The following is a 12,833-nucleotide window of genomic DNA, read 5'->3' as shown; positions in this document are numbered from 1 at the left end:
TATGCGCATGCTACATACCATGTTACGTGTAGGCAATTTAGAACAATCTCTCAAGTTCTATACTGAAGTACTTGGCATGACTTTGCTTCGTAAGCGTGATTACGAAGAGGGCCGTTTTACCCTGGCTTTTGTCGGTTATGGCGATGAAGAGAATCACACCGTACTGGAATTGACCCATAACTGGGATACAGACAGCTATGAACTGGGCAATGCTTATGGTCATATCGCGATTGCAGTTGATGATGCTTACAAGGCTTGCGAAGAGATTAAAGCGCGTGGCGGTAATGTGGTGCGTGAAGCTGGCCCAATGAAAGGTGGCGTGACTGTAATTGCATTTGTAGAAGATCCAGATGGCTACAAGATCGAGCTGATCCAGCAAGACAACAATGCACGTAATAACTAAGTGTGACGTAGCGAGATATATGAAATGCATTCATGTATAGATGAAAATATTACATCAATCTGAGTGCATAGCATGGGCCCGGCATCTGTTAAGATAGCCGGGCATTTTTATATCAAACAATAAAATCTGAGGGATTATAGGGATATGCTTAAGTTCTTGGCATTGGATCGGTTTACGATACTGTTGTTTGTGATGGTTTTGCTGGCCAGTGTGCTGCCAGTTTCGGGGCAGGCGGCTGAAGTCTTTGGCTGGGTGACGACAGGAGCGATTGCCATCCTGTTTTTCCTGCACGGCGCCAAACTGTCTCGTGAAGCTGTGGTGCAAGGCATTATGCACTGGAAATTGCATACTTTAGTTTTTGCGCTAACTTTTGCCCTGTTTCCGATTCTCGGGCTTTTGGCCAAGCCGATTTTATTACCCATGCTCGGACAGGAACTATATTGGGGTTTCCTGTTTATGTGTTTCCTGCCATCCACCGTGCAGTCCTCGATCGCCTTTACTTCAGTGGCTCATGGCAATGTCGCCGGGGCGGTATGTAGTGCCTCTTTTTCCAATCTGATCGGTATGTTTATTACTCCATTATTGGTCGCATTTTTTATTCTCGGTCAATCTGATCATGGTTTTGATCCGACTTCATCGATTATCCAGATTACACTGCTGCTCTTGGTGCCGTTTATTTCAGGACAGATTCTGCGTCCCTGGATCTATCCGCAAATGATGAAAATGCCAAAAATCGTCAAGGTCTTCGATCAAGGCTCGATTTTACTGGTGGTGTATGGCGCTTTTAGTAGCGCCGTAGTGGCCGGGCTGTGGAATGAAGTGAGCCTGAGTACCTTGTTGCTGCTATTGCTGGCTTGCTCGGTGTTACTCACCATTGTGATGCTGTTATCACTTTATATTCCACGCTGGCTGGGCTTTAGCCGCGCTGACCAGAAAACGGCATTCTTTTGTGGTTCCAAGAAAACCCTGGCCAGTGGAGTGCCGATGGCGCAAATTTTATTTATTGGCCAGCCGCTGGGCATGATTGTCCTGCCGATCATGATTTTTCATCAGATTCAATTAATGGTCTGCGGGATTATTGCCAATCTGTGGGCCAAAGAGACTGGGTCAGAAGCTGAAGAATAATTCGCATATTAAATTCGTTTCACGTATAATAATGCCCACTTGTTGTGCTTAGCTCTGACGGTATCCGTCTCGGTGGGCCAAAAGAATGGTCTGTTGTGGTGTTGATCTGCATGAACGATGTTCCTGCTTCCTCAGTTGAGAGTGATCAATAGCGATGACAGCTAAACCTTCTTGAATCTAATGGAGTAATCGACGATGCGCGCCGATATTCACCCAAAATATGAAACTTTAGTTGCTACTTGTTCATGTGGTAACGTAATCGAAACTCGTTCAGCTCTTGGTAAAGAAACTCTTTATCTAGACGTATGTTCAGCTTGCCACCCATTCTACACTGGTAAGCAAAAGAACGTTGACACTGGCGGTCGTATCGACAAGTTCAAACAACGTTTTGCTGGTATGTCACGTTCTGTTAAACGTTAATATCCAAAATGAAAAAACGGGCTTTAAGCCCGTTTTTTTGTGCCTGCAATTCAGAAGATGATCATGCCACTTTCTAAGTTGCAGGTTTGTAGCAGCACTTAATGCTCTTGCACATCAATCAAATGATCGAGTTTTTTCTGGAAATAATTCCCCTGAATAAAGCGGGCATCCACGTTCCAGGCATTGGCGAACAATGTCATATCATTTAATTCACGGATCAGAATATTGAGTGGCTTGATTTCATTATAGCTGGTGATTTTTTCCTGTAACTGCTCAATCTCGGTATCTTTATTGAGCATATTGGTTAAGCTCGAATGTAAGCTGACACCATCCAGTTCCAGTTCGCGCAGTAAATTTTGACTGTACATGGATTGACCAAAATCACGCAGTGCAATCAGTGCGCCATGTTCATACAGCACGCGTAGATATTTTTGTGCATCTTGTTGATTCAGTAAAATATCTTCTTCTGAGAATTGCAAGATTAGCGGATGCTTCACTTTACTGCGAATAATCGTAATCAGCTTGGAAATAAATTCCGGGAAGGTGCGGTCTTTAAATAGTACGGCACGGTTCAAATTGACAATTAAGCTTGCATCAGGATACTGGGTAATATAGTTGTGTAGCTGTTTACTGGCTTCAACCAGAATCCAGCGATCCAGTTTAATGGACAGTTCATCATCTTCATGAAGTTCTAAAAGGCTAGAAATATCCTGCCATTTATTCTCAAAAATAAAGCCACTGGTCACTTCATAGGTATATAAACGCGTATCTTCTTTATCATAGAGTTGTTGATATTTTAAATGAATCTCACCACGTTCTAGACATTCACTTAAGGCTTTCAAAATAGAAGGTGTAGCGCTAGGAATAGACGTGACTGCTGGACTGACGGCTGCCAATGTTGGGCTGGCAACTGGTGTTTCAGCAACACTGAAATCTATACTCGGCATTTCTACCGCAACCGGACTGCTCAGTGACGCAGGAATATCGAGTTTAAATTCAGCTACAGCTTCTGCTTGAGGTAAAGATGTAGAGAATGCCTGTCCAATCAGCGTATTGCAGTGCATTTCATCCTGCAGGCCCTGTTCAAGCATGACATAGCCCAAGCGCAAATTTAGAGGGAAGGTTTTTTGTCCCACTGTAATGAGTTGCGGTTTGCTTAAGGCATTTAAACTGATCAGTTTGGATTCAAGAATTGCTTTGGAATCTGCCTGTAACATACCTACAACAACATCATATTCCAGTTTAAACAGGGAAATATGGGTCTGTTCCATGAGGAACTCTTTGACTGCTTCAAAGTAGCCACTAAAAGTAGTCCAGTCAGACTGCAGAAGCTCAGGATCATAAGCGCTAAGAGAGAAAGTCACCAAGGCATTTACTGGTGCAGGCTGCTTATTGAGTTCACGCTTAAGTGAATGAAAAACGCTTGGTTTTCCAGGAGTCTTATTGGAGGAAACCGTTTGAGATTGGGTATCAATGCTAATTTGTACCGCATCTTCTTCAGCAGTGGAAGGCAAGAATTCCAGTTTTAATGGGTTAGATGCGGATACATGCGGATTCAGAGACTGAATCTCGACTCGACCTAAATCAAACTGACCCTGAGAAATCTTTTTGAAACGGGTTTTAAAATCATTCAAATCTGAAGGCTGGAGCAGATCCAGAAGCGGTAGGCCAATGATTTCGTCTTCATTTTGCAAGCCAAACAGTTTCAGGTAGTCCGCATTGGCCTGAATATGAATCCCTTCCTGAATGGTGGCAACAGCACGGTTGCTGTCGTCTACTAAAGATTGTGCCTGAATTTGTGCTGTTTCCAGCTCAGTCATTAAATGTTGCTGAGATTGTGACAAACGGCTAAATGACAATGCTCGGACCAGTCCCACATAAAAGCGTTCCAAGTAGTCGAAGTTGAGAATGTCATATACCCCTTTACGGATATATTGCGCATACTGTTCAGCCTGATAATCATCCGGTTTAAGCAAAATCATCGGAAGGTCAGGTTGCTGCGAAAGACGCACGATCCCTAAGGCCTGTTCGTATTTCAGATCGTAGGCACGCCCAAAAATAAGCAGATCCCATTTGAAATTCAGCTGTTTTTCAAAAGACTGCAGATCATCCAGCAGCACAGCATCGACCTGATAATCATGACTGGTCAGAAGATCACGGATTTGGTTATATCTAATTTGATTATCATCAATAATCAGTAAACGTGTTTCAGTACGTTTTAACTTTTTAGACAATAATGGATTTCTCACTTCAATGCTTCCCATAAATCATGATTTCTGCTTTCATTCATGTGCTGATCGATAAAGTTTTCGATCATCTCTTCTTCCTGATCATTGAGTAATTCATAATCAAAACGGATGAAACTCTGCGTAATCAGTTGTGCTTTGGTCAGATAGATTTTGATTTCTTCCTGACCAAGACGTAAATGAATGGTTTGTTTTTCCCTAAACATCTGTGAACCAGAGACAATCAGGCTGGTCGAGACCTGATCCAGTTGCGTCATTTTCACCAACAGGGCAGGCTGATAGTTGACATGATGACGTTCGGTACGGGTATAAGCTGCACAAGGAAAGAGCTCTTGTGCCAAAATTTCCAGCCCGATTTCTAGGCTCTTATCCGTTGACTGCTTGATCCAGCGAATCACACCGCCACGCCACTGACTCTGGGTTTTTTCCTGAACCAGAATGAATTCACCGGTTTTCAGGTTAGCCGGGGTAATACCAGTCCATTTAATCCGGTAACCATTGACACTGATATCCAGAACTTCAGCGCTATGGATCTGTTTGGTTTCTCGATCGAGCGCCTTGATGCTGCTAAAACTACTTGGAATGGCGTTTTCCATCGAGCTGACAAAACTGCTTTCGCTCTGGAAATTATAATTGGCATCGAGTTCCAGGGTTTCATTGAAGTTTTTACCTTTAGACAGGTAAAAATGCGCCACGCTCAAGCCAAAGCAGATATTGATCTGTGCTGAATATTCATAACGTTCATGACGACGCTCGACATTGTTCGAGAGCAGATTGTAGATATGAAAATGCAGTGCAGGGGTCAGGAACAGTTTTTCATTCCGCGACAGATACTGGGCATTTTTGCTTTGAGTACCTGTTAAATGATCCATCAGGTTCTGAGTGGAAATATAGAAGCTCGGCTGAAACTGTGGCTCTTGATGGGAATTAAAGATTGGCGGATGATCTTTGCTGGCATCGACCACATAACGGGACAGCGTGGTTTCCTTCGGCAGGATCTGTACCAGTTTGGCCCAGTCAAAACTGCATAGATACAGGCCCTGAATTTCTGCAGGTCGGATCTGATGAGTATTGAAGATATCCAGTAAAATCAGCTGTGCATAGGCATGTGCAATGTTCTGGATATCATGCTGGGTGCCTAATACCTGATTGATATTGCTTTGATAGAAATTGTTGTCTATTGCACATTCAAGCAGTTGATGGGCAGCCAGCCATTGTCCCAGACCCGGCGTGCTATACAGCATATGTTGTTGATATAACAGAAGTGTGAGTTGTTGCAGGGCATAATAAATCGATACCATCCGGGCAGTTTGAATGCTCTTCTTTTTGCCTAGAGAAAATAGCGAAAACTTCTGATGCGTCAGCTGATGATTACAGCGTTTGACGATATCGATATAAATTTTGGCAAAATGACTGCGCAGCAGCATGGCCAGTTCAATGATCTGGTCATTCCGGTCGGAAGTGATCAGGCCCTGATTGACGAAATGCTTTTCCAGACTGGTCAGGACATTTTCAAGGGTGGGATGCAAGACCTGAATCAGGTCAAAGCGCAGGGTTTCTGGACATTTCAGCTCGGAAACTTCCAATAAGGCATTAAACAGGGATTTGGAGGAATTCCCCAGCTGTAGAATCGAAATCCCCGCAACCCATTCCTGCAAAGCCTTGGCAGTGGTTGGACAAAAGCTCAACTGCTCTCGTTTAAGTTCCGTCGGTGTCTGAAAAATGTCTGAAGTATGCGTGCTCATCTTTATTATTTAACTCAAAAATGTTGAAACCCCAAAAAGCGGTGTCTTATTCTTCTCGCCCGCTATTTCTCGAACCAGTTTAGGAACCAAATACCCCGGAAGGTTCGCTAAAACTTCTGTATAAATCTCATTAATATGGTCAGGCGCTAAATCAAAATGATGCGCACCTTTTACTTTATCAAGTACATGTAAATAATAAGGCATGACCCCGGCATCAAACAAGCGATAGCTTAAATCCACTAAAACCTGAGCAGAATCATTTACCCCGTTTAATAAAACCGCCTGATTCAGAACAGTGATCTGCTGTTGAACCAGTTGGTTTAAACGCTTGCAAGTGAAGTCATCCAGCTCCGATGCATGGTTTGAGTGTACCACCAGAATAATACGTAGCCTACTGTTTTTTAACATGCTAAGTAGCTCTTCGTCGACTCGGTTGGGGATCACAATAGGAACTCGTGAATGTATTCTTAAGAATTTGAGATGTGGTACTGATTCTAGTCGTTCAATCCAGGTTTTTAATTTCCGGTTCGATAAGGTCAGTGGATCACCGCCGCTCAGAATCACTTCATTAATATCGGGTTGGCTTTCCAGATATTGCTTGATATTTATCCAGTCTTCATTTTTAGGCAGATTTTCCTGATAGGGGAAATGCCGGCGGAAACAATAACGGCAATGTACAGCACAGGCACCAGTCAGTGTCAGCAAGAAACGGGATTTATATTTGTGCAGTACGCCGGGTTGCTGATTGGCCTGTTCTTCGCCCAAGGGGTCGGTAACAAATCCTGGATGTTCTTCCAGTTCCAGATGATGGGGCAGCACTTGTAAAAGCAATGGGTCTAAAGGGTTTCCGGTCTGCATTTTGCCCACAAAAGCACGTGGTACCCGCAGTTTAAACTGTTCAGAAGCTAAAATGGCGCCTGAGAGCAGTTGCTCTGGTGCAAGTTGCAGTACTTCAAGCAATTCGCGTGGATCAGTGATCAGGTCGCTGAGCTGTGATTGCCAGTTTTGTTCTTGATATAAATAGTTCGTCATGCCGGAAGATTAACAATAATAAGTGAGAGGACAAAGCCTGATGGGCGCAGTTTAACAGTTTGTGCGGAAGCGCAATAATCCACTGCGCTATAAAATAAAGAGTGATTAAGCTATGCTGATCTTCGTGCTCGCCTGATGGTATTTTAACGTTGAGCAAGACATGAATAAACAAAGGATTTTCATGTCTGATTGTAACTTAAACAGCCTGAGTGGGTGAAAGCGGATTTTTTCATTGCGGCAAAGTGTATTGCTCATTTAGAATACGCAACATCAAATGAATGTGCATGTGGCAACTCAATGTTCGTGTCAGACTTGCTAAATGACATCGCAACAGCCCATAGCATCAATAGATTAAAGTTAGTAAGTTTGGAGTGCGCCAGTCATGGCCTATTATTCTACGAATGATTTCAAGTCAGGCCTTAAGGTTATGCTTGATGGCAACCCATGTTCAATCATGGAAAACGAATACGTAAAACCAGGTAAAGGCCAAGCTTTTAACCGCGTAAAATTACGTAACCTTAAATCAGGTAAAGTTCTGGAAAAAACTTTCAAATCAGGCGAGAACCTAGAAGCGGCTGATATCGTTGAAGTAGAAATGGAATACTTGTACAACGATGGCGAAATGTGGAACTTCATGGATCCTGTTACCTTTGAACAGATCGCAGCTGATAAAACAGCAATGAGCGATGCTGCAAAATGGTTAAAAGACGATTCAAATGAAAAATGTACCATCATGTTGTTCAATGGCGTGCCTTTAAACGTGACTCCACCGAACTTCGTCGTACTTAAAATCGTTGAAACTGATCCAGGTGTTCGTGGTGATACTTCTGGCGGTGGCGGTAAGCCAGCGAAACTTGAAACAGGTGCTGTGGTACGTGTTCCATTATTCGTACAGCAAGAAGAAAGCGTTCGTGTAGATACCCGTACTGGTGATTATTTAGAACGTGCATAATGGTTTGAAAATAGACTATTATCGAGAGGGATGATTTAAATCATCCCTTTTTTTATGCCAAAGTCTTAGAGGAAAAGCGAAAGAACAGGCGTAAAGTCGCAAGGGAAAACAGCAGTACCTCGAACAACAACAATCACGCTGATTTGTATGCATCACAATATGAGGGATTGAATGGAAACTTTACAAAAGAAGTCGACGCTGACTTCGAAAATGATTTGGCTTTTGGTAGCCATTGTGGGTGCAGTCTCTTTTGGAGTTCTGGCACTGAGTCGGGGTGAGCATGTCAATGCAGTCTGGCTGGTACTTGCCGCCGCCTGTGTCTATAGCATTGCTTACCGTTTCTACAGTTTATTTATTGCCACCAAAGTATTTGAGCTGAATGAACGCCGTTTAACGCCTGCGCATCGTCTGGCCGATGGTCTGGACTATGTGCCGACCAATAAAAGTGTTTTGTTTGGCCATCACTTTGCAGCGATTGCCGGTGCAGGTCCGCTAGTAGGCCCGATCCTGGCAGCGCAAATGGGCTATTTACCTGGGACGATCTGGCTGTTAGTCGGTGTCGTACTTGCGGGTGCAGTCCAGGATTTTCTGGTACTGTTTATTTCCACCCGTCGTGACGGTCGATCACTCGGGGAAATGGCAAAACAGGAACTGGGAACCTTTGCCGGTATTATCGTGATGCTTGGTGCCTTGGGCGTGATGATTATCATTCTGGCGGTACTGGCACTGGTAGTGGTGAAAGCTCTGACCAACAGCCCATGGGGTGTATTCAGTATTGCAGCGACCATTCCGATTGCGATCTTTATGGGCATCTACATGCGTTTTATCCGCCCGGGTAAAATTGCTGAAGTCTCGATTATTGGTTTTGTCTTGATGATGCTGGGCATTATCTACGGTGAAAACATCGCACAACATCCATATTGGGGTCCGTTCTTTACGCTTTCTGGCACTGAACTCACTTGGGCACTGATCATTTATGGTTTCATTGCATCGGTACTGCCAGTCTGGCTATTGCTTGCTCCACGTGATTATCTGTCGACCTTCCTGAAAATTGGCGTGATTGCAGGTTTGGCCGTGGGTATCCTGTTTGCCATGCCTGAAATGAAACTGCCAGCGATTACCAAATTCATTGATGGGACTGGTCCTGTATTCGCAGGTTCTATGTTCCCATTCCTGTTCATTACTATTGCGTGTGGTGCGATTTCCGGTTTCCATGCCTTGGTTTCTTCAGGGACGACACCGAAACTGGTCAACAACGAACGCGATATCCGTATGATCGGTTATGGCGGTATGTTGATGGAATCTTTTGTAGCGATCATGGCTTTGATCTGTGCTGCAATTCTGGATCCAGGAATTTATTTTGCGATTAACTCACCAGCAGCCTTGCTCGGTACTACCGCAGAAAGCGCAGCAGAAGCAGTGCGAACCCTTGGTTTTGTGGTAACCCCTGAAGCCTTGAATTTACTGGCACAGGAAGTGGGTGAGAACTCGATTCTGTCACGTACTGGTGGTGCGCCAACTTTTGCAATTGGTATGGCGCATATCATCACCGAAATTTTCAACAGTCGTGAAATGATGGCGTTCTGGTATCACTTTGCGATTTTGTTTGAAGCACTATTCATCCTGACTGCTGTAGATGCGGGTACGCGTGCCTGTCGTTTCATGGTGCAGGATACTGTCGGTATTGTGATTCCAGCAGTAAAACAATCACATAATTTCTTCGGAAACCTGTTGGGTACTGCGGTTGCAGTGGCAGGCTGGGGCTTCTTCGTCTATCAGGGCGTAGTCGATCCACTCGGCGGGATTAACAGTTTATGGCCGCTGTTTGGTATTGGTAACCAGATTTTGGCTGCGATGGCGCTCATTCTTGGTACTGTCATTCTGTTCAAGATGAAAAAACAGAAATATGTGTGGGTGACAATTATCCCGACAGTGTTCCTGTTCATCACTTCCATGACAGCAGGCTGGCAAAAGATTTTCCACGAAAATCCAAAGATTGGTTTCTTGGCGCAGGCAGATCGTTTCAACACGGCGATTGCCAATAATGAAATCCTAGCGCCAGCGAAAACTGTGGCAGAAATGCAGACGGTAGCGATGTCGAACCAGATTAATGCTGCACTCTGTGCTTTTTTTATGATTGTAGCCTTTGTCATGTTGTTTGCTGCAATTCGCGTTATCCGTCGTGCATTGGCAAATCCTGAGCCATCTGTACATGAAGCAGAAGCGATTTATCGCGATCCTGAAGAGATTCAGCCAGCGAAAGGTCATTAAGGGGAATATTATGAATCTGAAGTTTGCCAAAAGCGGGAAAACGATGATTTATAAAATCATCAAGATGACCGTAATGTCACAAAAGGATTTAATACTGAATCCGAAAAACTGGTCGCGGATTGCGACCTTGTGGCAACGTTTGCAGCAAAGTTTCCGTCTGATGGTCGGTGTACCTGATTACCATACCTATGTGGAGCATATGCGCAAGCATCATCCCGATCTGGAAGCCATGGACCCGAAAACATTTTATCGTCACTGTGTGGATTCCCGTTATCCATCTGCGGGCGGTGATATGAAGAAGTGTCCGTGTTAATCATTAATTCATAGCAAGCGCCTTTCGGGGCGCTTTTTTTTATCGTTAAAAATTAATATGAGGAATAGACGATCGCGTTAAATCTGAGGTCATTGATTGAGCTAGCGTAGAAAAGTTTTATTATAAAAATCCATGAAATCGCTTAAGTCTCTATACCTTTTAAGTATGATTCTTTTCAAATAGATGGATGAGCTCAGATTGGTATTTTGAGATTTGAGCGAAAAGAAAAATGATCTCTATTTGTGTCGATCATTTTATTTGTTTTCTGCGCTTCTTACTTCTTTTCAACCTGATCATTTTGACTCTTCTATTATTTAAATCCTCGCCATTTTCTAATCAGTATTTTTATTCAGTTACACAGACAGATGATTGATCTTTTGGGAAAATTTAAATTTCAGTGTATGTTAATCTTAGGCCATGTTTTATTAAGGAAATTATTGTGATCTGGGGCATGAAACAAAAGGAAAATAACGACATTGCACACATCAATACTGTGCTTGAACAAAAAATTGCAAGTTATGCACCCAAGATCCAGCGTTTTTTTGAAGAAGTTAATGCCATTGTGTTGGATAAGCAGGCCCAGACCACACTGGCACTCTGTTGTTTGATTGCAGGCGGACATGTCTTATTTGAAGATTTACCCGGATTGGGTAAAACTACATTAGCCAGCAGTCTGGCACATCTGGCTGGGTTAAAGTTCCAGCGGATCCAATTTACCAATGACATGCTGGCCAGTGATGTCATCGGTATTAACATGTTTAACCAGAAAGAACATCAGTTCGAGTTTAAACAAGGCCCGATTTTTACTCAGATTTTACTGGCAGATGAAATCAACCGTTGTAGTCCCAAAACCCAAAGTGCCTTACTCGAAGCCATGGAAGAAGGCTATGCCACCATTGATGGCGTACGCTATGCCTTACCGAAACCTTTCTGGGTGATTGCGACACAAAACCCGCTATTCCAAAGTGGTACTTACGCTTTGCCGGAATCCCAGCTAGACCGTTTCCTGATGCGTTTATCTTTGGGGTATCCATCACGCCATGCAGAAAAACTGTTATTACAGCAGGAATCCCGTTTTGCCCTGATTGCAAGTCTGGCGCATATTTTTACCGAAGATGAAATTCTGGATCTGCAAAGTCTGACGCATCAGATATTTATCAGTGAAGCGATTCAGGAATATTTGCTTGATCTAGCAGAAGAAACCCGTAAAAGCCGTCATGGACTTTCTACGCGTGGCCTTCTGGCCTTGAAGCGCGCAGCACAAGCGTATGCTTTGATTCAGCAACGTGCTTTTGTCACACCAGATGATGTGCAGGCTGTATTTGTCGCGGTGACTTCGCATCGTCTGGGTTTAAGTGAAGCTGAAACGTTTAATGTGATGCAACAGGTTGCGGTCAGCTAAAGGAGTCCTCTCTTGGATAAAACCTGGCAAAAATGGCTGGCCAAGCGCTTTCAATTCTCACAGCAGAAACAGCTCTCGCAGAAAGATGTCTTGGTATTTATTTATCAGCAGGGCTATCTGTATCTGGTGTTGATCTTCATCACCTTTGTGGCCGGGGTGAACTATGCCAATAACCTGATTTTAGGTTTCTGCTTTTTAATCAGTGCGGTGCTGTGTATCAGTTTTTATCTGACTTTTAAGCAATTGCATGACCTGAAAATTGAATTGATCGCAGATGATGTGGGGCAGGTCGGTCATAGCGTGAATCTGCATCTTTATTTTCAACAGCAGCAGCTTCGCCCCCGCTATTTGTATATCAAAGCAGGGAATCAGCTAGCGAAAGTTTATCTGAATGCACAAAAACAGCAATTTATTCTGCCATTTTATGCAGAGCAACGTGGCAAGTTTGATTATCCGGTGATTCAGATTTATTCGGTTTATCCCTTTGGGTTAGTTCGAGCCTGGACCTATCTTTATCATCAGCATTCGGCCTGGGTCGCGCCTAAAGCTGAAGTTTTTAGCACAGAAAATAAATATCACTTTAACCGTTTTGAACCGGATATGGATGAGTTTCGTGAATTGCGCAATTACCAGTCAGGCGATTCCTTGCAGGCGGTGTCCTGGAAGCAGTTTGCGCGTGGACAAGGCTTGTATGTCAAAGTCTTTGAGCAATATCAGGATGAACACAGTATCGAGATTCATTATGCACATATGCCGAGTCAGTCACATGAAGAAAAACTTGAATTTGTGATGGGTCTGGTCGAGCAATGCGAGCAGCAGCAATGTGCGTATAGTCTGCATTTGCCACAGGCCGAATTGCCTCAGGGTGCAGGTGAAGAACAACTGCGGAAAGCCAAACAATTGTTGGCGCAGGCCTAAGGCGGG

General features: G+C 43.8%; 11 protein-coding genes. 8 read left to right on the top strand and 3 right to left on the bottom strand.

All coding sequences use genetic code 11. The annotated features are described in order from the left end of the window. Position 1: 1 nt before the first annotated feature. The 3 genes from gloA to rpmE all read left to right on the top strand — a co-directional run bounded on the left by gloA (position 2) and on the right by rpmE (position 1,948). A complete protein-coding gene (gene gloA / locus WFH18_RS04000; RefSeq protein ID WP_004279741.1) occupies positions 2–403 on the top strand; it encodes a lactoylglutathione lyase in 402 nt (133 codons plus the stop codon). Between the two features lie 144 nt (positions 404–547). Then, entirely contained in the window at positions 548–1,528 is a 981-nt protein-coding gene (locus WFH18_RS03995) for a bile acid:sodium symporter family protein (protein ID WP_005251322.1), read from the top strand. Between the two features lie 195 nt (positions 1,529–1,723). Beyond that, positions 1,724–1,948: a 50S ribosomal protein L31 gene (rpmE, locus tag WFH18_RS03990; protein ID WP_004279743.1), complete on the top strand. Its 225-nt coding sequence runs from the start codon at positions 1,724–1,726 to the stop codon at positions 1,946–1,948. 98 nt (positions 1,949–2,046) lie between these two features. Here the strand turns inward: rpmE and WFH18_RS03985 are convergent, their stop codons facing one another. Genes WFH18_RS03985 through epmB form a run of 3 tightly spaced genes read right to left on the bottom strand, consistent with a single transcriptional unit; the run spans position 2,047 to position 6,971 of the window. Then, positions 2,047–4,212 (bottom strand): EAL domain-containing protein, encoded by a 2,166-nt coding sequence (locus tag WFH18_RS03985; protein ID WP_121979713.1) that lies wholly within the window; start codon positions 4,210–4,212, stop codon positions 2,047–2,049. Next, positions 4,194–5,939, bottom strand: a complete 1,746-nt coding sequence (locus tag WFH18_RS03980; RefSeq protein ID WP_005251333.1) for a hypothetical protein — start codon at positions 5,937–5,939, stop codon at positions 4,194–4,196. Before WFH18_RS03980 ends, WFH18_RS03985 begins: the two co-directional genes overlap by 19 nt. 9 nt (positions 5,940–5,948) lie before the next feature. Then, entirely contained in the window at positions 5,949–6,971 is a 1,023-nt protein-coding gene (epmB, locus tag WFH18_RS03975; protein ID WP_005251335.1) for an EF-P beta-lysylation protein EpmB, read from the bottom strand. Between the two features lie 382 nt (positions 6,972–7,353). Between epmB and efp the strand changes: the two genes are divergently transcribed. From efp to WFH18_RS03950, 5 genes are all read left to right on the top strand, one after another. Next, positions 7,354–7,923 (top strand): elongation factor P, encoded by a 570-nt coding sequence (efp, locus tag WFH18_RS03970; protein ID WP_004279747.1) that lies wholly within the window; start codon positions 7,354–7,356, stop codon positions 7,921–7,923. 171 nt (positions 7,924–8,094) lie between these two features. Next, positions 8,095–10,194, top strand: coding sequence for a carbon starvation CstA family protein (locus tag WFH18_RS03965; RefSeq protein WP_004279748.1), 2,100 nt, complete (start codon positions 8,095–8,097; stop codon positions 10,192–10,194). Positions 10,195–10,201: 7 nt separating this feature from the next. Continuing rightward, positions 10,202–10,507: a YbdD/YjiX family protein gene (locus WFH18_RS03960; RefSeq protein ID WP_171476920.1), complete on the top strand. Its 306-nt coding sequence runs from the start codon at positions 10,202–10,204 to the stop codon at positions 10,505–10,507. 439 nt (positions 10,508–10,946) lie between these two features. Continuing rightward, positions 10,947–11,909 (top strand): AAA family ATPase, encoded by a 963-nt coding sequence (locus WFH18_RS03955; protein ID WP_004646552.1) that lies wholly within the window; start codon positions 10,947–10,949, stop codon positions 11,907–11,909. Positions 11,910–11,921: 12 nt separating this feature from the next. After that, positions 11,922–12,827 carry a DUF58 domain-containing protein gene (locus WFH18_RS03950; RefSeq protein WP_004646553.1) on the top strand — a complete coding sequence of 302 codons (906 nt, stop codon included), beginning with the start codon at positions 11,922–11,924 and terminating at the stop codon, positions 12,825–12,827. Positions 12,828–12,833 lie beyond the last annotated feature (6 nt).

The sequence above is a fragment of the Acinetobacter sp. USHLN143 genome (assembly GCF_037145695.1).
GTDB lineage: Bacteria > Pseudomonadota > Gammaproteobacteria > Pseudomonadales > Moraxellaceae > Acinetobacter > Acinetobacter fasciculus.
The sequence above is the reverse complement of the archived record's forward strand: the minus strand, read 5'-3'. Positions and strand labels throughout refer to the sequence as shown.